Below are 19007 nucleotides of genomic sequence, written 5' to 3'. Positions count from 1 at the left end.
GCGTGTCCGAGGGCGGCAGCTGGAAAGAACCGCCCGCACGGTGGTCGCCGCCGGGTCGCGTCGCGCGCGACCGGTCCGGGTGGCAGGCTTGTGGGGTTCGCCGGCGCAGGCCGGCCGACCACCCGTCGTGAAGGAGAAGATCGACCCGATGGCTGTGGACGTCACCACCACGGACGAATGGCAGGCGCTGCGCAAGCACGCCGAGGCGATGCGCGGCACGCACCTGCGTGACCTGTTCGCCGCCGACGGGCAGCGGGGTGAGCGGCTCACCGGTGAGGTCGCCGACCTGCACGTGGACTACAGCAAGAACCTGGTCACCGACGAGACCATCGCGCTGCTGGGCGCACTCGCCGAGCGGGTCGGGCTGGCCGACCGGATCGCGGCCATGTTCGCCGGACGGCACATCAACGTCACCGAGGACCGGGCCGTGCTGCACACCGCGCTGCGCCTGCCCTCGGACGCCTCGCTCACCGTGGACGGCCAGGACGTGGTCGCCGACGTGCACGCCGTGCTGGACCGCATGTCGGCGTTCGCGCAGCGCGTGCGCTCCGGCTCGTGGCGCGGCCACACCGGCGAGCGGATCACCACTGTGGTGAACATCGGCATCGGCGGGTCGGACCTCGGGCCGGTGATGGCGTACGAGGCGCTGAAGGCGTACCGGGACGCGGGCATCAGCTGCCGCTTCGTGTCCAACATCGACCCGACCGACATCCACGACAAGACCGCCGACCTGGACCCGGCGAGCACGCTGTTCGTGGTGGTCTCCAAGACCTTCTCCACCCAGGAGACGCTCGCCAACGCCGACCAGGCGCGGCGCTGGCTGCTCGCCGGGCTGGACGCGGACGACGACGCGGTGGCCCGGCACTTCGTCGCGGTCAGCACCAACGAGCAGCGGGTCCGGGACTTCGGCATCGACCCGGAGAACATGTTCGGCTTCTGGGACTGGGTGGGCGGACGCTACTCGCTGCCGTCGGCGGTCGGCCTGTCGGTGATGCTGGCGATCGGGCCGGACCGGTTCCGCGAGATGCTGGCCGGCTACCACGCTGTCGACGAGCACTTCCGGTCCGCCCCGGTGGAGCGCAACGTGCCGGCGCTGCTCGGCCTGCTCAACGTCTGGTACACCGACTTCCTCGGCGCGGAGACCCACGCGGTGCTGCCCTACTCGCAGTACCTGCACCGCTTCCCCGCCTACCTGCAGCAGCTCACCATGGAGAGCAACGGCAAGTCGGTACGCGTCGACGGCTCGCCTGTGACGTACCCGACCGGGGAGATCTTCTGGGGTGAGCCGGGCACCAACGGCCAGCACGCCTTCTACCAGCTCATCCACCAGGGCACCCGGCTGATCCCGGCGGACTTCATCGCGTTCAGCCGGCCCAACCACGACCTGGACGACATGCACGACCTGTTCATGTCGAACTTCTTCGCCCAGACCGCCGCGCTGGCGTTCGGGCGGACCCGGGAGCAGGTGGAGGCCGAGGGCACCGCGCCCGAGGTGGTGGCGCACCGGGTGATGGCGGGCAACCACCCGACCACGTCGATCCTGGCGCCGAAGCTCACCCCGTCGACGCTGGGCCAGTTGGTCGCGCTCTACGAGCACATCACGTTCACCGAGGCCGCGGTCTGGGACATCAACGCCTTCGACCAGTGGGGCGTGGAGCTGGGCAAGGTGATGGCCAACCAGCTCGCGCCGAAGCTCACCGGGCCGGACCCGGACCTGGCCGACGTGGACACCTCGACCGCCGAGCTGATCCGCCGCTACCGGGCCGAGCGCGGCCGCAGCTGACCGCGTGCCCGTGGCGTCCCGCGTACACCGGGCGGGACGCCGCGGGTCAGCGACGCAGCAGGTCGGCGTGCGCGGCGCGCAGCCGGATCAGCGCCGGGTCGCCGGCCGGGGCGCGGCGGTCCAGCTCGGCCCACGCCTCGGCCAGCGCGTCGGCGAGCGCCCGCAGCTCGGCGGCGTGCCGCCGGCCGGACTGCTGGTGCAGCTCCTCCAGGCGGCGGGCCCAGCCGGCGCTGATCGCGGCCACCCGGTCGGCGTCGGCACGCGCCTGGGCCCCGGTGCGGGCGGCCGGCGCGGGCACGATCGCGGCGATCGGGCGGGGATCGCCGTCGCGGGTGACGAGGGTGACGGTGTCGGTCAGCTCGGCCAGGGAGACGAGCTGGGTGAGCCGGGTGCGGACCTCGCGCAGCGGCAGGGCGCGCGGCTGCGGGGACCGGTCGGCCAGTGCGGGGACAGCCATGGACACATGTTCACGTCCGGGTACGACAGTTTCCGCGGTCAGGCCGTCCACTCCGGCGCCAGCACCGACCAGACCTCCATGTCGGCGCGGCCCTCCGGCGTCGCGGCGGCCCCGCGCAGGACGCCGTCGCGGCTCATGCCGAGCCGCCGGGCGACGGCGATGCTGCGGTCGTTGCCGGCCTTCGTGATCCACTCGACCCGGTGGATGCCGCGCTCCCGCACCGCCCAGTCGATGATCACGCGCGCGGCGCGGGTGACCAGGCCCTGCCCCTCGGCGCCCGGTTCCAGCCAGCAGCCCGCCTCGCACACCCCGCGCGCGGTGCTCAGCGACACGAACAGCACGCCGCCGACGAGCGTGCCGCGCTGCCAGATGCCCCAGAGGCCGCCGTCGTCGCGGGCCCACCGGTCGGCGTACGCCTGCAGGACCTTGCGGGCCGACTCGGCGTCGGTGGCGACGAAGGACGCGCCGACCCAGGGCGAAATGTGCTCGCGGCAGCGGTCGAGGTTGGCCAGGAACTCGTCGGCGTGCCAGGGCGACAGTGGACGCAGCTCGGCGTCGTCGGTGAGGGCGTGGGCGAACATCCGAGGAAGCTAGCAGGACCGTCGCGCTTTTGTCGGTCGGTCCCTCTACGGTCTGCGCCGTGAACGCCGTTCAGACGTACCGATACCTTCAGCCGTCCGCGCTGCGCGCCGCCGGTCTCGATCTGCAGACCTGCGGCGGCCCGACGGCGAACCCGCGCTTCTTCGCCGGGTTCCTCACCGCTCCGGCCGCGGCGGCGGCCGGGTTGCTCGCCGTCGCCGAGGTGGCCCGCGCCCGCTACCACCAGCCGGTCAACCCGGCCAGCCTGGATCCGGTGGTGACCGGCAGCCGGGGCCGCCTGCGGTTCGAGTCGTTCTCCGGCTGCTGCGGGGTGTACGCGCGGATGGACGTGCTGCCGGCCGGGCTGGACGGCGAGATCAGCGGCCACGGCACCACGAACGTGGACGTGAACCCGCCGCTGCGGGAGGCGCTGGCCCGGGTGGGCGGCATCGAGCCGCTGCACGTGGCGGTCGGCCCGGACGACCTGACGGTCTCCACCATGGACGGCTCGGTGGTCGAGCGGAAGGTGCCGCTGCCCGGCCGCTGGCTGCGCGGCTTCGCCGAGGTGCACGTGCTCACCGCCGGCTTCGAGCCGCGCGCCGAGATCCCGGCGACGGAGGCGGCGGCGTTCCTGCGCCGGCTGCCCGCCGCGAACGACCGCAGCGTGCTGTGGGCGGTGCCCGCCGGGCGTACGCTGCGGCTGACCTCCCGCCCGGTCCCGGGCGCGGTCTGCCTGGCCGGCGCGGGCCGGCTCGCGGCGCTGCGCGGCGTGCTGCGCCACGCCCGCACGCTACGGGTGTACGGCCCGGCGGTGCGGGCCGGATCACCGGCCGTGCCGAGCACGTGGGAGCTGGACACCGGGGCGCTGCGGGTGTCGCTCACCCTCTCCCCCGAGCCGTACCGGGGGTTCTCCGGTGAGGGCGCGGCGCTGGCGGCGCTCGCCGGTGACGACGTGGTCGACGACGCGGAACTGGTGGGCGCGCTGCTCAACTGGGATCCGACGATCGACGTGGCCGCGCTCGCCGAGGCCGCCGCGCTGCCCGACGATCGGGTGCGTGCCGCGCTCGCCCAGCTGGGCACAGCCGGGCGGGTCGGGTACGACGTGGCGGACGGGGCGTACTTCCACCGGGTGATGCCCTACGACGCGGGCCGCGCGGAACGGGACAACCCGCGCCTGCTCGGCGCGCGGGCGCTGGTCGAGCGCGGCGCGGTCGAGCGCGACGGCGAGGACGCGACGGTACGCGCCGACGCCGAGGTCTACCGGGTACGCCGCCACCCGGACGGCGCGTACTCCTGCACCTGCCGCTGGTGGGCGCGGCACCGCGGGCAGCGGGGGCCGTGCCGGCACGCGCTGGCCGTGTCGATGGTCGCGGCGCCGGTGGAGGCGCTGTCGTGACCGGCTTCGTCGAGGCGGTGGTGAGCGGCAGGATGTCCGAGGTCCGGTCGACCCTGGCCGGGTTGGACGAGCCGGCCCGGCGGGCGCTCGGCGACGAACTGGTCGCCGACGTACGCCGCCGGCGGGACGCCTGGTGGTGGCAGGGCGAGGCGGCGACGCTGGCGGTCGCCGCGGTGGGGACGCTGAGCACGCCGACGAAGGTGGCCGCGCTGCTCGGCCGCCGCTCGGTCTGGCTGAGCGGCGTCGACGCCGCGCCGGTGGTCGACGTCGCCCGGGAACGCGGGGTGACCTGGCTGGCGGACGTGGCGTACAGGCTGGCCGACCGGCTACCCCGGGACCGGATGCTCGCGGGCTGGCCGTTCGTCGCCGGTCTCCTGCTGGCGGAGAAGGCGCCGCCGCCGACCGGGGACGACTTCGTGCGTGGCTGGGCCGCCGCGCAGGGCTGGCCGGCCCCGCGCGGGACGCGCCTGCCGACCGTGGACCGGCTACGCGCGGACCCGTTCCTGGACGCGCTGCTGCCGCGTCTGTTCGAGGTGGACGGCGTGGGTACCGAACTGGCCCGCGGCGACGGCGCGGGCACGGACTCGCATGCGCTGCCCCGGGCGCTGGCGGCGCTGGCGGCGGAGGGCCGGCTCGACCGGGCGGCCCTGCTCAACGGCGTGCTCGGCCGGCTGCTGCGCGGCGACCGGCCGGGTGCGCTGCGCCCGTTCCTGGCGCTGCACGACCTGCTCGCGCCGACCCCGGACGAGGTGGCGGTGCGCTCCAACGCCTACCTGCGGCTGCTCGCCGACGGTCCCGGGCCGGTGGCCCGCACCGCCCAGCGGACGCTGCGGGAGGCCGGTGACGCCGCCGAGCCGGAGGCGTTGTGGGAGGCCGCCCGGACGGTCCTGGCCCGGCCGGAGAAGGCGCTGGTCCGGGCGCAGGTGTCCTGGCTCGACCGGCTGGCCCGGCAGCTCCCGGAACAGGCCGCCGAGATCGGCGCGGTGCTCGCCGTGGCGGCCGGCCACCCGGACGCCGGCCTGCGCGAGCGAGCGCTGACGCTGGCGGCGCGGCACGGTCACCGGCCAGAGGCGGTCGCCACCGTGGCCGAGCCTCGTGACGACCTGCCGCCGCCGCTGCCGGCAGCGGCCGCGCCACCGCCGATCGCCGACGTGGACGAGCTGGTGGAGGAGGTGGCGGCGACACTGCGCGGACTGTGGCCGGCCTCGGTGCTGGAACGGGTCATGGACGGGCTGCTGCGGCTGGGCACCCGTGACCGCGACCGTCTCGAGGTCGCGCTGGCGCCGGTGCTGCGCCGGGAGCAGGTGGCCGAGTACGAGCACATCTGGGCCCGGTCCGACCCCTCGTTCGAGATCGACCGGCTGCTGCTGTTCGTCGCGCGTATCGGGGACGCCACCCGGCGCCGCGACGGCTGGGCCTCGACGCTGGCTACGGCCGGTGGCGGGCCTGCCGCGGTGGCCTCCGGCCGCCCCGCGCCGATGTGGCTATACCGCCTCCGGCTGGCCGAGGCCGGGCAGCGCCTGGACGGCCGTGACGATCCAGGGCTGTTGTCCGCGCCCACCTCGGCCACCGGGGCGGTCGAACCGCAGGTGCTCTACGAGCGGCTGGCGGCGCTCGGCGACCGGCCGTACTGGAGGTGGGACTACACGCAGGCGTTGTTGCGCCTGCCGGTCGGGGTCGACGAGCCGCTTGCGGCCCGCGCCGAGGCGCTCGGCACGCCGGGCGGCGTCGAGCTGGCGGCCTGGCTGCGCGGCGGTGGCGTGCCGGCGCCGGTGCAGGAGGTGGTGACGGTGGGCCGGCGGGACCGGTCCGGCCGCTACGACTGGAGCTACGACCAGTTGCCGGAACGACGGCGGCTCGTCGCGCTCACCCCACCGGCCGACGTGGACGACCGGTTCGGCCTGCTCACTGTGCGGCCGGCGGCGATCGGCCGCCGGATCTTCGACGCCGGGCACCTGTGGCCGGCCGTCCTGCCCGGTCACCGGGGCGTGGTCGCCGCCCAGGTCCTTCCCGAGCTGGCCATGGCCGCCCAGGAGGACTTCGCCGGGCGTGGGCCGGTCCTGCTGACGCTCGCCGAGTGCACAGGCGCGGGCGGTCCGGCGCTGGACCTGGCCGTGGCGTACGGGCTGTGTGCCCGGCACGAGGCGGACCGGGTCGCCGCGCTCGACGCGCTGCTGCTCCTGGCCGCCGCCGGTGACCTGGACGCGCCAGCGGTCGGCGGGCACCTGGGCGAGATCGGAGCGCAGGGGCAGGTGATCCTGACCCGGGCCGTCACGCCGCTGCGGGACGCGCTGGCGGCGGGCGCCCGGCTGAGCGTCTGGCGGCTGCTCGCCGCGGCGTTGCCGCCGCTGCTGGCCGGGCCGACGTCACCCCGGGGCACGCCGGACCTGCTCGCGCTGGCGGCGGAGGCGGCGACCGCGACCGGCGTCCGGATCGACGTGCCCGGGCTGGCCGACGTGGTGGCCCGGGGCGGCAGCAGCAGGCTGGTCGCCGAGGCCCGCCGGCTCACCGCCGCCCTGGCCGCCTGAACCGGCGCCTCGTCACCCGAGCGGGCAGCGGGCCGGTACGCGGACGCGCGCCGGCCCGCCGTCAGGCACGGCACCCCAGCCCGGCTGTCAGGCCCGGCGCGCCGGGCGGCGGGTTGTCAGGCGCGGCGCGCCGGGCGGCGGGTGAGCGCCACCCCGAGGGCGATCATGCCGACGCCGAGGAACAGGTGCAGCCAGTTGTCGGCGCCGTTGAGCGGCACGAAGTTGGCGCCGCTGTTGTGGTCGATCACCAGGCCGTAGAGCCAGAGCACCAGGTAGATGGCGCCGCCGCCGATCAGGTACGCCCGGGCGCCGGAGACCGTCCGGGACAGCGCCAGCCCGGCGACGCCGAAGAGCAGGTGCACGATGTTGTGCAGGACCGACACCTGGAACAGGCCCAGCAGCTTCGCCCGGGACTCGTGCCCGGCGAACATCATCGTGTCGTAGTTCGTGGTGATGCCGGGGATGAACCCCAGCACGCCCACCACCAGGAAGACGATGCCGACCACCTGGGCGGCCCGGCGTACCGGGGACGCGGGCGCGCTGCGGGCGACGCGGGAAGAACCGGCCATGACTGACACCTCCGTTGGCGTAGTCTTCCGCGCCTGCGGCGACCGGGAAGCCGAAACCGTCCGGATCCCCGGATCGAGATCAGCGGCTCAGCCGGGCGGGCAGGTATCCGCGCAGCGCCTCGAACTGCGCCACTGTCAGGTACGAGGGATTCGCCGCCTGTGGCTGCCGGAGCACCTCGGCGCCGGCCAGCAGCGGATCGGCGCGCAGCACCTCACGGCGTACCCGCAGCGGCTCGTCCAGGATCGTCAGGTCCAGCGGCGCGGTCCACGGCTCGCCCGGCGCGCCCGGCTGCGGCGCGGCGGCGATCCGCCCGACGCCCCAGACGCCGTACGGCGCCCGGCCCCTGCTGCCGCTGGCCCAGAACACCACCGTCTGGCCGGGGCGCATCAGGCGTACCCGGTAGCCGGGGCGGACGCACCAGCCGGTCACGCGCGGGTCGGCGGCGAAGCGGGCCGCCAGGTCCACCGCGTCCGCGTTGCCCTTGATCAGCCAGGCGCCGAGGTCGTCGACTGTCACCCGCCGGTGGCTCATCCGCCCATTCTGCGGCCCGCCCGGGCGGAGCGCCGGACGACGGCGCGGCGGGCCGGGGCGGGCGTCAGATGATCAGGTGGGTCCAGTAGGTGAGCCACACCGCGAACAACGCGCCCTGCAGCAGCGCCAGCGCGGCGGTGAGCCAGCCGTCGAGGCCGGACCGGCGCGCCCAGCGGGCCAGCACGAACGCGACCGGGAACGCGGCGAGCAGGTAGCGCAGGAGGCTCTTGTACACCGGCGGCCCCATCGACAGCGGCACCAGCACCACGACGAGCGTGTAGACCAGGTACGGCCAGTCGGCCCGGCGGCGCAGCCCGACGACGGCCACCACCAGCATCGCCACCGCGATCCAGACCCGCAGGGCGTCGGCGGAGTTGCCGCCGAACAGCGCGGAACCGGCCACCGCCAGGGGGTTCTGCAACCGGATCCCCCAGCCGGTCTCCTGCGTGTGCTGGTAGGCGAACCAGTCCCCGCTCTGCCAGCGGCAGAACGCCATGAACGTCAGCCAGCCCGCCGGGACCAGCACCAGCGGCCAGCCCTCGCGCAGCAGGCGCGGCCACGCTGGCGGGCCGGCCCGCCAGCCGTGCTGGCGCAGCAGCACCAGCGCCAGCGGCGCCACCACCAGGAAGCCGACCGAGCGGCTCATCGCCAGGAAGTAGCCGACCACGCCGACGACCAGCCAGCGGCGTCGTTCGGCGTACCAGAAGGTGGCCAGCGCCAGGCAGACGAACAGCGACTCGGTGAGCGCCGCCTGGAACAGGAACGCCGTCGGCAGGAGCAGCAGGTACCGGACCGCTCGCCGGCCGTCGGCCGGTCCCGCGCCGCCGAGCAGCCGGCCCCCCAGGCGGTACGCGAAGTAGAGCTGGAACAGCAGCGCCACGTTGCTGACCAGCAGCAGAGCCCAGGCGGTGTGCCCGCCGAGCAGCGGCGCGAGCGGCCGGGCCAGGAACGGATAGAGCAGCGGGAAGCCGAAGTCCGGCCACGGCCGGTCCAGCGGCAGCCGGGCCAGGTGGTCGTAGAGGAACGAGTCCCAGGCGAACCAGAGCGAGAACCAGCGGTGCGACGAGATCGCGTCCTGCTGCTCCCGCATCCCGGTCTCGCCGGGCGGCGGCGCGCCGGGCACCCCGTCCCAGGCGGCCAGCACCAGCACGCCGAGCAGGCTGAGCACGAGCTTCGAGCCGACGAAGACGGCGAACACGAATCCCCACGGCTCGGGCAGCCGGCGGACGACCGGCGCCCCGCGCGACCACCACCGGGTACGCCCGGAGCGCGCCCCGTCGGCAGGGCCGGCCGCGCGATCGGGTTCGGCCGCGCGATCGGGATCGACCGAGCCGCCAGGATCGGCCGCGCCGCCAGGATCGGCCGCGCCGCCGGGATCGATCCGCCGCTCCTCCGCCATCGCGCTCCCACCGGTCGGCCCCTGGCCGACGTGCCCGGCCGGAAACCCGGCCCGCATTCCCCATCCGGCCCCGCCCACACCCGTTCAGCCCGCCCGCGCCCGTCCAGCCCGCCTCCGTCCGGCCCGCCCATGCCCCTCCGGCCCGGCCCCGGCCGGGGCGATCATGAGGTTGGCGGCGACAAATCGGACACCAAACGCCGTCAACTTCATGATCGACGGGGCCGGGGTGGGGGCGGGGCGGGGCGGGGCGGGCGGGGAGGGGGGTGGGCGGGCGGCGGATCGGTGTGGGCGCGCAGGTGAGGACGACGGCAGGACGGGTATGCGCCGTGCCGCATCGGGAAGCTGGCGGCGGGGGGCGCGGACGGCATGGGTGACGGCGACGGAACCGTGATCATCGGGGCGGGGCCGGCCGGGTTGACCGCCGCGTACGAGCTGCTGCGGCACGGCGAGCCGGTCCGGGTCTACGAGGCCGACGACGTGGTGGGCGGGATCAGCCGGACCGTGGAGCGCGACGGCTGGCGCTTCGACATCGGCGGGCACCGCTTCTTCACCAAGGTGTCCCGGGTCGAGGACTTCTGGCACGAGATCCTGCCGGACGAGGACTTCCTGCTCCGGCCGCGGATGAGCCGCATCTACTACCGCGGGGCGCTGTTCGACTATCCGCTCAGCGCCGGCAACGCGTTGCGCAACCTCGGCCTGCTGGAGGCGGCGCGCTGCCTGGCCTCGTACGGCCGGGCCCGGCTGCGACCGCCGAGGGACCAGTCGCACTTCGAGGGGTGGGTGTCGGCCCGGTTCGGCTGGCGGCTCTACTCGATCTTCTTCAAGACGTACACGGAGAAGGTCTGGGGGATGCCGGCGGACCAGTTGCAGGCCGACTGGGCGGCCCAGCGGATCAAGAACCTGTCGCTGGCGACCGCGATGCGCAACGCGCTGCTGCCCCGGCGCGACCGCACGGACGTGACCAGCCTGATCGAGGAGTTCCAGTACCCGAAGCACGGCCCCGGGATGATGTGGGAACGCTGCGCCGAGGAGGTCGCCCGGCGCGGCGGCACGGTACGCACCGGCGCCTGGGTGACCGAGGTACGGCGGGACCCGGCGGCCCGGCGGGCGACAGCCGTGACGCTCGTCGACGCGGACGGCGAGCGGACCGAGCCCGCAGGTCATGTGATCTCCTCGATGCCGATCTCGGCGCTGGTGCGGGCGATGCGCCCGGAGGCGCCGCCCGAGGTGCGGGCCGCCGCCGACGACCTGCGGTACCGGGACTTCCTGACCGTCGCGCTCGTGGTGCCGGAGGAGTTCTCGTTCCCGGACAACTGGATCTACGTGCACGACCCGGCGGCCCGGGTGGGCCGGATCCAGAACTTCGGCTCCTGGTCGCCGTACCTGGTCAAGGACGGGCGGACCTGCCTGGGGCTGGAGTACTTCGTGTTCGAGGGCGACGAGATGTGGCGGACACCGGATGCCGGCCTGGTCGCGTTCGCCACCGCCGAGCTGGAGCGGCTGGGCCTGGTCAAGCCCGGCTGCGTGGAGGCCGGTTACGTGGTCCGGATGCCGAAGGCGTACCCGGTCTACGACGAGCGGTACCAGCGCAACGTCGACGTGATCCGGGGCTGGCTGGCCGCGAATGTGCCGAACGTGCACCCGGTCGGGCGCAACGGCATGCACCGGTACAACAACGCCGACCACTCGATGCTGACCGCGATGCTGACCGCGGAGAACATCGCGCACGGCGCGGAGCACGACGTCTGGACCGTCAACGTGGAGCAGGACTACCACGAGCAGCGCAGGCCGTCGCGGCACGGCACCGGCCGTGACGCGCCGGTCGTCCCGGCCCGGCGGTAAGGCACTGGGCGTGAGGGTGGTCATAACCGCTGGACGGGCGCCACGGCGGTGCTGCTAGCCTTCTGGGCAGGTCATGAGCGCCAGCGTCAAGCCCCGGCTCGCTGGCCGGCAACCCTCCTCCGCGGTGGGGTGCCCCGGGTGAAGACCAGGCACCGGCAGCCGCCGGTGCAAGCGTGGCCTGGCACCCAGGTCAGCACCAGACCAGGGAGACCGATGTCCGTACCACCTTCCACCCCCTCCGGCGACGTCGCCGCGTACCCGGCCCGCTTCGCGCTGGTCAAGCGCCGCCACGTCGACCTGATGCGGGTGTGCAGCGACGCCTGTCGCCTCGCGCGCTGAGCGAGCGCCACCCCCCTCTTCCCGATCCACCCTTCTCCGGCCCGGCCGTCTGTCCGGCGGGCCTGCGCCGACGCGCACCCCGCGCGTCCATCCACTCTGGAGAGACATCGTGCGTTTCCGTACCGTCCTGACCCGTGCCGTCGCCGTCGGCGCGGCGGCCCTGCTCGCCGTCACCGCGCTCACCGCCTGCGGCGGCGACGACACCGACGCGGCCGACAACCCGTACGGCCTGCTGCAGCCCGGCGTGATCCGCGCCGGCACGCTCACCGACGCCCCGCCGAACGTCTTCCTCAAGGACGGGAAGTTCACCGGCTTCGACAACGAGCTGCTGCGTGCCGTGGCCGGCAAGGTCGGCCTGAAGGTGGAATTCGTCGGCACCGACTTCTCCGCCCTGCTCTCCCAGGTCAACAGCGGCAAGTTCGACGTGGGCAGCTCCTCGATCACGATCACCGAGGCCCGGAAGAAGACTGTGGACTTCGGCAACGGCTACGACTTCGGCTACTTCGGCCTGGACGTGCCGGCCGGCTCCGCGCTCACCGGTTTCGACCAGCTCGCCGGCAAGCGCGTGGTGGTGGTGCAGGGCACCGTGCAGGACGACTACGCCACCAAGCAGAACCTCGACCCGGTGCGCGTGCCCGACTACAACAGCGCGATCAACCAGCTCAAGGCCGGCACCGCGGACGCCTGGATCGCCCCGGCGGAGATCGGCGACAAGTCCGCCGAGGACAGCAACGGCAAGATCAAGGTCGCGGCGAAGCAGCTCAGCCCCACCCCGACCGCGTTCGCCGTGGCGAAGGGCAACGACAAGCTGCGCGAGGCGCTGAACAAGGGCCTCGACGAGGTCATCGCCGACGGCACGTGGACCCGTCTGCAGGCCGAGTACTACCCGGGACGGCCGATCCCGGCCGACTTCAAGCCCGGCAGCGGGTCGGTGGCGGCGCCGGCGCCGTCGGCCGCCTCCTGAGCCGGTAACCGAGCACGAGCAGGGCGGACGGAGCGGACATGGACCCACTGAGCACCCTCTGGGAGACGTTCTTCGACTGGGAGTCGATGCGCGAGGCGCTGCCCGAGATGCTGACCGTCGGGCTGCCCAACACGCTCACCCTGGCGGTCTCCGCCGCCCTGCTCGGCTCGGTGCTGGGCATGCTGCTGGCCGTCGCCGGCATCTCGCGTACCCGATGGTTGCGGTGGCCGGCGCGGATCTACACCGACGTGTTCCGCGGCCTGCCGGCCGCGGCGACCATCCTGCTCATCGGCGTCGGCCTGGCGCCGCTGGGCATGCAGGTCTGGGGCCCGAACCCCTATCCGCTGGGCGTGCTGGCGCTGTCCCTGATCGCCGCCGCCTACCTCGGCGAGATCTTCCGGGCCGGCATCCAGAGCGTGGAGGCCGCCCAGCTGGAGGGCGCGCGGGCGCTCGGCTTCTCCTGGGGCGAGGCGATGCGCCTGGTGATCATCCCGCAGGGCGTACGCCGGGTGCTGCCCGCCTGGGTCAACCAGCTCATCTCGCTGATCAAGGACTCCAGCCTGGTCTACTTCCTCGGCCTGCTGGCCAGCCAGCGGGAGCTGTTCCGGGTCGGGCAGGACTACGCGGCGAACACCGGCAACCAGTCCGCGCTGCTGCTGGCCGGGCTGTTCTACCTGACGCTGACCGTGCCGCTGACGCACGCGGTCAACTGGCTGGACCGGCGGCTGCGGCAGGGCCGCCCGGCCGCACCGCCCGAGCCGGAGCCCGATGCCGAGCCGGTCGACCTCACCCCGTCCGGGAAGGACCCGCGATGACCACCACCACCTCGGTCAGCCTGGCCGTCCGCGACGTGCACCTGGCCTTCGGCGCGCACCGCGTGCTGCGCGGCGCGGACCTGGACGTGGCGCGCGGCGGCGCCGCCTGCGTGATCGGCCCGTCCGGCTCCGGCAAGTCGACGCTGCTGCGCACGATCAACCGGCTGATCGAGCCGGACCGGGGCGACGTGCTGCTGGACGGCCGCAGCGTGCTGCGCGACGACCCGGACGCGCTGCGCCAGCGCGTCGGCATGGTGTTCCAGCAGTTCAACCTCTTCCCGCACCTGAGCGTGCTGCGCAACGTCACGCTGGCGCTGCGCAAGCTAAAGAAGCTCGACGAGGACGAGGCGGTGGCGCTCGCCCGCGCCCAGCTCGACCTGGTCGGCCTGGCCGGCAAGGCCGATTCGCGGCCGGCGCAGCTGTCCGGCGGTCAGCAGCAGCGTGTGGCGATCGCGCGGGCGCTCGCGCTGCGCCCGCAGGTGATGCTCTTCGACGAGGCGACCAGCGCGCTGGACCCGGAGCTGGTCAAGGGCGTGCTCGCGGTGATGGCGGACCTGGCCGCGGCCGGCATGACGATGGTCGTGGTGACGCACGAGATGGGGTTCGCGCGCAGCGTCGCCGACACGGTGGCGTTCATGGACGCCGGGGTGGTGCTGGAGTCCGGCCCGCCGGAGGCGGTGTTCGAGGCGCCGGAGCACCCGCGGTTGCGGCGCTTCCTGTCCCAGGTGCTCTGACGCGCGGAAAGATCGGCGCGCCGCCTCAGCCCTTCACCGCGCCGATCAGCACGCCCTTGACGAAGTGCCGCTGGATGAACGGATAGACAGCGACGATCGGCGCGACGGTCAGCACCACGACCGCCATCTTGACCGCCTCGGTCGGCGGCATGGTCACCCCGCTGCTGCTGCCGGAGGTGTGCGGGGCCTGCCCGGCCAGCAGGTAGCTCTGGAGCACCCGCTGGATCGGGTACATGTCGTTGCGGTCGATGAACAGCAGCGCGTCGAACCAGACGTTCCAGTAGCTGACCGCGTAGAACAGGCCGACCACGGCGATCACCGCGCGGGACAGCGGCAGCACGATGCGCGCGAGCGTACGGAAGTCGCTCGCGCCGTCGATGCGGGCGCTGTCCAGCAGCTCCGACGGGATGCCCTGGAAGAACCCGCGCACCACGACCAGGTTGAACACGCTGATCGCCGGCGGCAGCACCAGCGCCCAGATGGTGTCCTTCAGACCCAGGCCGGTGACCACCAGGTAGCGGGGCACCAGCGGCGGGTAGACCAGGAACGGGATCAGGAAGTACGCGAGCAGCCAGCGGTGCCCCAGCGAGCCGGGCCGGGACAGCCCGTACGCGGCGAGCACGGTGACCGTCAGCGCGATGGCGGTGCCGATCACTGTGACGAGCGTGCTGATCCACAGCGCCCGGGTCACAGCGCCACCGGCGAAGATGGTCTCGTAGGCGGACGTGTCGATGCCCCGGGGCACGACCACCATGCCGCCGGCCCGGGCGATGGTCTCCCGGGACGACAGGCTGGTCACCAGGATCACCCAGAGCGGGAACAGCACGCCCGCCACCAGCACGGTGAGCGCGACGGCCTTGAGCCCCTGCCCGACCGGGGTGGGCGGCTCCTGCCACACCGGCCGGCGGGATCGGTCGCCGGCGACCCGGCGGATCAGCGTGGTCATGACTTCGAGTAGATCCCTCGTTCGCCGAGCATGTGCGCCACCCGGTTGGCGGCCAGGATCAGCACCAGCCCGATGACGGCCTTGAACAGCCCGGCCGCGGCGCCGTACCCGTAGTTCCCGGTGGCGATGGAGAAGTGGTAGACGAAGGTGTCGAGCACCTCGGCGGCCTGCCGGCCGACGGCGTCGCGTTGCAGCAGGAACTGTTCGAAGCCGACCGAGAGCGCGTCGCCCAGGCGCAGGATGAGCAGCAGCACGATCACCGGCCGCAGGCCGGGCAGCGTGATGTGCCACAGCCGCCGCCACCGGCCGGCGCCGTCGGCGGCGGCGGCCTCGTAGAGGTTCTGGTCGATGGTGGACAGCGCGGCCAGGAAGACGATGGTGCCCCAGCCGACGTCCTTCCACACCGCCTCGACGGTGACCAGCACGATGAACGTGTCCGGGTTGGTCATCACGTTCCACGGCTGCATCCCGGCGTCGCGCATGGTCTGGGCGAGCAGCCCCGCGCCGCCGAGCATCGCCACGAAGAACGTGACCACCAGCACCCAGCTGAAGAAGTGCGGCAGGTAGACGATGGTCTGGATGAGCCCGCGCAGCCGGCTGGACAGCAGGTTGTGCAGCGCGATGGCCAGCAGGATCGGCAGCGGGAAGAAGAAGACGAGCTGGAACGCGGTGATCGCCAGCGTGTTGCGGAACGCGTCCCAGAACGCCGGGTCGGAGAACAGCAACTGGAACTGACCGAAGCCGATCCAGTCGCTGTGCACGAACGCCTGCCACGGGTTGTCGCCCAGGTAGGGGTTGTAGTCCTGGAACGCGATCACGTTGCCGGCGATCGGCAGGTAACTGAAGACCAGCAGGATTCCGAAGCCGGGCGCCACCATCGCGAGCAGTTGCCAGTCCCGGCGCAGCCGGGTGCGCAGCGGCACCCGGCTGCGGGACGGACGACGGCGGGGCGGTGGGGCCGGGGCGTCCGGCCGGGCCCGCTCGGGCCCGGCCAGGACGGCCGGCTCGCTCATCGGCCCGCCTTGGGCAGCGAGTCGGCGAGCAGCTTGCGGGCCTCCTCGCCGCCGTTCGCCTTCCACTCCGCGACGATGGCCTCCACGTCGCCCAGCGGGCGGCGGCCGCGCAGCACGTCGGTGAACTTGTCCTCGGTGGGCACCTGGTTGGCCTTGTAGGCGGCGGGCATCTCCAGCTTCACCCCGGCCCAGGGGTTGGGCTGCATGTGCTTGACCATCTCGTTGGAGTACGCGAGCACGTCCGGCACGAAGCGCGGAGTGTCCGGGAACGGCCCGATGGTGGGGTTGCGGCCGCTGATGAAGAAGTACTGGTTGGCGATCTCCTTGAACGCCAGGTCGGTCTTGACCGGCCCGTTCGGCGACGGGTTGTGGTGCTTGCCCGCGACGCCGAAGTCCCGCAGCTGCGCCTCCTGGCTGCCCAGCGGCGCGGAGCACCAGTTGATGATCCGCAGCAGCTCCTGGACCCGGTCCTTGCCGAGGCCCTTCTTGACGAACGTGTAGGAGATCGGCTCGTCGTCGCCCCAGACCAGCGGGTCGCCGCCGGTGGCGGAGAAGATCGGCACCGGCTGGATGTTCAGCTTGGGGTTGGTCTTCTGGTGCTCGGCCTGGGCGCCCTGCCAGAAGCCGACGCCGTCCTGGAGGAACACGATCGCGCCGTTCTTGGCGAACAGCTGCTTCGCGTCCGCGCCCCTGCTGGCCACGATGTCCGGGTGGACCAGGCCGTCGGCGTAGATCTTGGCCATCACCTCCAGCGCGCGGCGGAACTCCGGGGTCTCGTACTTGAACTCGGGGGTGCCGTCGGACTTGACCCGCCATCCGCCCTTGTGGCCCGGCACCTTGTGGAACATCTGGATCATGGCGAAGACGTCGTTGAACGCCCACACCTTGCGCGCCGGGTCGGTCACCTGCTTGGCCACGGCGAGCAGGTCGTCCAGGTTCGCCGGCACGGCCAGGCCGCGCGCGTCGAGCACGTCCTTGCGGGTGAACAGCGCCCACGGGAACGGCCCGTCGGTGGGGTTGGGCACGGACATGAGCCGCTCGTTCCACACCGCCCGCCGCCAGGCCCCGGTGGGGAAGCTCGCCAGCATCGGGTACGCGGCGGCGGCGTCGCCGCTGAGGTGGTCGGTCAGGTCCTCGAAGAGCACCTTGATGGCGTCGGCGAAGCGCGGGATCTTCTCCACCTCCCACCCCGGCACGCACAGCAGGTCCGGCACGTCGCGCGCGCCGAGCATCGCGTTGAGCTTGTCGGCGTACGTGTTGCCGTCCTGGATGGTGAAGTTGACAGGGGTGCCCAGCTCGGCGTTCACCGCCTGGAGGTAGGCGCTCTGCGCGACGCCGGGCGGCGCCGGACCCCAGGCCGGGGTCATCGCGGTGACCTGCTTGCCGCTGGTGCCGGGCTTGTCGGTGACGGCGTCGACGAGGCTGGCCGGGTAGCGGGTGTAGCCGTCGGGCACCGGGCGGGTGCCCACGATGTCGGGCTTGACGCCGCCGGGCAGGTCCTTGTGGGTGGGCAGCACGCCGGAGACGGCGTCGAGGTTCTGGGCGGCGCCGGAGCCGGCCGGCTTCTCGGAGCAGCCGGCGAGCAGCGGGCCGGCGGTGGTGGCGGCCACGCCGAGGCCGACCAGGCCGAGGAAGCGACGGCGGGAGGAGCCCGGGTCGGGGTGGTGCGCGGTCATCGGTCCCCCTTCGGGAAGGGATGCGCAGTGGATTAGTTCGTATGGATGGTCAACAAACTAATCACGACCGTGAGCTTGCACAAGGGTGGACCGGGCGGGACGACGGGTCAGGCCGGGCAGCGCTCGGACAGCGCGTAGCGGGTGAGGACCACGTCGCCGATCTGGCGTACCTCGACCACGCGGGCCCGGCGGCCCGGGTGCCACGGGAAGCGGCCGTCCCCGACGAAGCGCGGCGCCCGCCGGTCCCCCACGAAGAAGGGGGCGACCACCAGGTGCAGCTCGTCGGCCAGGCCGGCGGTGAGGAACTGGCGGTGCATCGAGCCGCCGCCCTCCACCATCAGGCGCGTCACCCCGCGCCCGGCCAGGTCGGCCACCAGCGCCTCCGGGGTGGCCGGATCGCCCGCGTCGACCACCGTGGACACCGCGCCGACCTGCTCGTGGGCCTTTTCCACCACGCCGCTCGGGCAGTACACCAGCTTGAGCCCGTCGCCCATGGTGAAGAACCGCGCCCCCGGATCGAGGTCGCCACTGCCGGTCACCGTCACCTTCACCGGCGACGGGGGCAGGCCGCGCGCCACCCGCTCGGCGCGCCGCCGCTCGCTGCGCACCAGCAGGCGGGGGTCGTCGCGGCGCACTGTCGCCGCGCCCACCAGGATCGCGTCGCACCCTGCCCGGATCGCGTCGACCCGGTCCAGGTCGTCGTCGTTGGACAACAGCAGCCGGTCGGTGGTCGCGTCGTCGATGTAGCCGTCGATCGACATCGCGCAGCTGAGCAGCACGTACGGGCGGGTGGTCACGGCACGAACGGCAGGTCGAGGGCGTGGTCGGCGCGGGTCACCTTGGCCGCGAGGTAACCGGCGTTGGCCGGCGACAGGTGCACGCCCGTGGACACCCGGTCGGCCACCGTGACGCCCAGCCGCTCGAGCTGGGCCGCCTTGTCCGGGTTGTTGCTGAGCAGGGCCACCCGGTCCACGCCCAGCGCGCCGAGCATCTGCGCGGCCACCGTGTAGTCGCGCTCGTCCGCGCCGCGCCCGAGCGCCAGGTTCGCCTCGTACGTGTCGAGGCCGTCGTCCTGCAGGGCGTACGCGTCGAGCTTGGCGTACAGGCCGATGCCCCGCCCCTCCTGCCGCAGGTAGAGCAGGTAGCCACCGGCCTCGGCGATCCGCTCGACCGCCTCGCGCAACTGCGGCCCGCAGTCGCAGCGCTGGCTGCCGAACACGTCCCCGGTGAGGCACTCGCTGTGCGGGCGGACCAGCGGCGGGTCGGCGTCGACGTGTTCACCGAGCCCGAACGCCAGGTGCTCGCGTCCGTCGACGAGACCGTGGAAGGTGTGCACGCGCGCGGTGGTCACGTATCCGTCGGGGAACCGTAGCGGGACCGTCACGCGGGTCCGGACCGTCGCGGTGGGCAGGGTTTCGTCCATGGTTCTCCTGTC

18 protein-coding genes and 1 riboswitch are annotated in these 19007 nt (G+C 73.5%); of the genes, 8 read left to right on the top strand and 10 right to left on the bottom strand.

From position 1 onward, the window contains the following. Positions 1 to 148: 148 nt before the first annotated feature. Positions 149 to 1783 carry a glucose-6-phosphate isomerase gene (gene pgi / locus AMK25_RS11580; RefSeq protein ID WP_073828643.1) on the top strand — a complete coding sequence of 545 codons (1635 nt, stop codon included), beginning with the start codon at positions 149 to 151 and terminating at the stop codon, positions 1781 to 1783. 46 nt (positions 1784 to 1829) lie between these two features. Here pgi and AMK25_RS11575 read toward each other — a convergent pair whose 3' ends face one another. Both AMK25_RS11575 and AMK25_RS11570 read right to left on the bottom strand, forming a co-directional pair. Then, positions 1830 to 2240 carry a hypothetical protein gene (locus AMK25_RS11575; RefSeq protein ID WP_030499260.1) on the bottom strand — a complete coding sequence of 137 codons (411 nt, stop codon included), beginning with the start codon at positions 2238 to 2240 and terminating at the stop codon, positions 1830 to 1832. Between the two features lie 38 nt (positions 2241 to 2278). Further along, the gene (locus AMK25_RS11570) at positions 2279 to 2821 is read right to left on the bottom strand and encodes a GNAT family N-acetyltransferase (protein ID WP_073828345.1); all 543 of its coding nucleotides are present in this window, start codon (positions 2819 to 2821) and stop codon (positions 2279 to 2281) included. Positions 2822 to 2880: 59 nt separating this feature from the next. Between AMK25_RS11570 and AMK25_RS11565 the strand changes: the two genes are divergently transcribed. Further along, positions 2881 to 4215: an SWIM zinc finger family protein gene (locus AMK25_RS11565; RefSeq protein ID WP_073828344.1), complete on the top strand. Its 1335-nt coding sequence runs from the start codon at positions 2881 to 2883 to the stop codon at positions 4213 to 4215. Next, positions 4212 to 6743, top strand: a complete 2532-nt coding sequence (locus tag AMK25_RS11560; protein ID WP_073828343.1) for a hypothetical protein — start codon at positions 4212 to 4214, stop codon at positions 6741 to 6743. The genes AMK25_RS11565 and AMK25_RS11560 overlap by 4 nt, the downstream gene beginning before the upstream one ends. A gap of 116 nt (positions 6744 to 6859) precedes the next feature. Here AMK25_RS11560 and AMK25_RS11555 read toward each other — a convergent pair whose 3' ends face one another. From AMK25_RS11555 to AMK25_RS11545, 3 genes are all read right to left on the bottom strand, one after another. Then, on the bottom strand, positions 6860 to 7312 hold the full coding sequence (locus tag AMK25_RS11555) for a DUF4383 domain-containing protein (RefSeq protein WP_073828342.1): 453 nt from the start codon (positions 7310 to 7312) through the stop codon (positions 6860 to 6862). A gap of 79 nt (positions 7313 to 7391) precedes the next feature. Beyond that, positions 7392 to 7844 (bottom strand): EVE domain-containing protein, encoded by a 453-nt coding sequence (locus tag AMK25_RS11550; protein ID WP_073828341.1) that lies wholly within the window; start codon positions 7842 to 7844, stop codon positions 7392 to 7394. A gap of 64 nt (positions 7845 to 7908) precedes the next feature. Beyond that, entirely contained in the window at positions 7909 to 9243 is a 1335-nt protein-coding gene (locus AMK25_RS11545; RefSeq protein ID WP_073828642.1) for a hypothetical protein, read from the bottom strand. A 366-nt stretch (positions 9244 to 9609) separates the two neighbouring features. Between AMK25_RS11545 and AMK25_RS11540 the strand changes: the two genes are divergently transcribed. The 5 genes from AMK25_RS11540 (at position 9610) to AMK25_RS11525 (ending at position 13937) form a co-directional block, all read left to right on the top strand. Continuing rightward, the gene (locus AMK25_RS11540; protein WP_073828340.1) at positions 9610 to 11085 is read left to right on the top strand and encodes an NAD(P)/FAD-dependent oxidoreductase; all 1476 of its coding nucleotides are present in this window, start codon (positions 9610 to 9612) and stop codon (positions 11083 to 11085) included. A 69-nt stretch (positions 11086 to 11154) separates the two neighbouring features. Continuing rightward, positions 11155 to 11265, top strand: a riboswitch (SAM riboswitch). A gap of 33 nt (positions 11266 to 11298) precedes the next feature. Then, complete coding sequence (locus AMK25_RS32975) at positions 11299 to 11424, top strand: hypothetical protein (RefSeq protein WP_255358569.1); 126 nt, start codon at positions 11299 to 11301, stop codon at positions 11422 to 11424. Between the two features lie 109 nt (positions 11425 to 11533). Next, a complete protein-coding gene (locus AMK25_RS11535; RefSeq protein ID WP_073828339.1) occupies positions 11534 to 12388 on the top strand; it encodes an ABC transporter substrate-binding protein in 855 nt (284 codons plus the stop codon). Positions 12389 to 12426: 38 nt separating this feature from the next. Further along, positions 12427 to 13203, top strand: coding sequence for an amino acid ABC transporter permease (locus AMK25_RS11530; RefSeq protein WP_073828337.1), 777 nt, complete (start codon positions 12427 to 12429; stop codon positions 13201 to 13203). Beyond that, complete coding sequence (locus AMK25_RS11525; protein WP_073828334.1) at positions 13200 to 13937, top strand: amino acid ABC transporter ATP-binding protein; 738 nt, start codon at positions 13200 to 13202, stop codon at positions 13935 to 13937. The genes AMK25_RS11530 and AMK25_RS11525 overlap by 4 nt, the downstream gene beginning before the upstream one ends. Before the next feature lie 25 nt (positions 13938 to 13962). On the opposite strand, the gene AMK25_RS11520 is transcribed toward AMK25_RS11525, so the two are convergent. The 5 genes from AMK25_RS11520 to AMK25_RS11500 all read right to left on the bottom strand — a co-directional run bounded on the left by AMK25_RS11520 (position 13963) and on the right by AMK25_RS11500 (position 18995). Beyond that, on the bottom strand, positions 13963 to 14883 hold the full coding sequence (locus tag AMK25_RS11520) for a carbohydrate ABC transporter permease (protein WP_073828332.1): 921 nt from the start codon (positions 14881 to 14883) through the stop codon (positions 13963 to 13965). Further along, positions 14880 to 15896: an ABC transporter permease gene (locus AMK25_RS11515; protein WP_073828330.1), complete on the bottom strand. Its 1017-nt coding sequence runs from the start codon at positions 15894 to 15896 to the stop codon at positions 14880 to 14882. The genes AMK25_RS11520 and AMK25_RS11515 overlap by 4 nt, the downstream gene beginning before the upstream one ends. Next, entirely contained in the window at positions 15893 to 17572 is a 1680-nt protein-coding gene (locus AMK25_RS11510; protein ID WP_073828329.1) for an extracellular solute-binding protein, read from the bottom strand. Before AMK25_RS11510 ends, AMK25_RS11515 begins: the two co-directional genes overlap by 4 nt. A gap of 107 nt (positions 17573 to 17679) precedes the next feature. Next, positions 17680 to 18369, bottom strand: coding sequence for a RibD family protein (locus tag AMK25_RS11505; RefSeq protein ID WP_073828327.1), 690 nt, complete (start codon positions 18367 to 18369; stop codon positions 17680 to 17682). After that, positions 18366 to 18995 (bottom strand): GTP cyclohydrolase II, encoded by a 630-nt coding sequence (locus AMK25_RS11500; RefSeq protein WP_030499246.1) that lies wholly within the window; start codon positions 18993 to 18995, stop codon positions 18366 to 18368. The genes AMK25_RS11505 and AMK25_RS11500 overlap by 4 nt, the downstream gene beginning before the upstream one ends. Positions 18996 to 19007 lie beyond the last annotated feature (12 nt).

The organism is Micromonospora sp. TSRI0369 (genome assembly GCF_001905625.1).
GTDB lineage: Bacteria > Actinomycetota > Actinomycetes > Mycobacteriales > Micromonosporaceae > Micromonospora > Micromonospora echinospora_A.
The sequence above is the reverse complement of the archived record's forward strand: the minus strand, read 5'-3'. Positions and strand labels throughout refer to the sequence as shown.

Coding starts and splice junctions, on each gene's coding strand:
- pgi (WP_073828643.1), top strand. CDS start 149: ATGGCTGTGGACGTCACCACCACGGACGAATGGCAGGCGCTGCGCAAG.
- AMK25_RS11575 (WP_030499260.1), bottom strand. CDS start 2,240: ATGGCTGTCCCCGCACTGGCCGACCGGTCCCCGCAGCCGCGCGCCCTG.
- AMK25_RS11570 (WP_073828345.1), bottom strand. CDS start 2,821: ATGTTCGCCCACGCCCTCACCGACGACGCCGAGCTGCGTCCACTGTCG.
- AMK25_RS11555 (WP_073828342.1), bottom strand. CDS start 7,312: ATGGCCGGTTCTTCCCGCGTCGCCCGCAGCGCGCCCGCGTCCCCGGTA.
- AMK25_RS11550 (WP_073828341.1), bottom strand. CDS start 7,844: ATGAGCCACCGGCGGGTGACAGTCGACGACCTCGGCGCCTGGCTGATC.
- AMK25_RS11545 (WP_073828642.1), bottom strand. CDS start 9,243: ATGGCGGAGGAGCGGCGGATCGATCCCGGCGGCGCGGCCGATCCTGGC.
- AMK25_RS11540 (WP_073828340.1), top strand. CDS start 9,610: ATGGGTGACGGCGACGGAACCGTGATCATCGGGGCGGGGCCGGCCGGG.
- AMK25_RS32975 (WP_255358569.1), top strand. CDS start 11,299: ATGTCCGTACCACCTTCCACCCCCTCCGGCGACGTCGCCGCGTACCCG.
- AMK25_RS11530 (WP_073828337.1), top strand. CDS start 12,427: ATGGACCCACTGAGCACCCTCTGGGAGACGTTCTTCGACTGGGAGTCG.
- AMK25_RS11525 (WP_073828334.1), top strand. CDS start 13,200: ATGACCACCACCACCTCGGTCAGCCTGGCCGTCCGCGACGTGCACCTG.
- AMK25_RS11520 (WP_073828332.1), bottom strand. CDS start 14,883: ATGACCACGCTGATCCGCCGGGTCGCCGGCGACCGATCCCGCCGGCCG.
- AMK25_RS11515 (WP_073828330.1), bottom strand. CDS start 15,896: ATGAGCGAGCCGGCCGTCCTGGCCGGGCCCGAGCGGGCCCGGCCGGAC.
- AMK25_RS11510 (WP_073828329.1), bottom strand. CDS start 17,572: ATGACCGCGCACCACCCCGACCCGGGCTCCTCCCGCCGTCGCTTCCTC.
- AMK25_RS11500 (WP_030499246.1), bottom strand. CDS start 18,995: ATGGACGAAACCCTGCCCACCGCGACGGTCCGGACCCGCGTGACGGTC.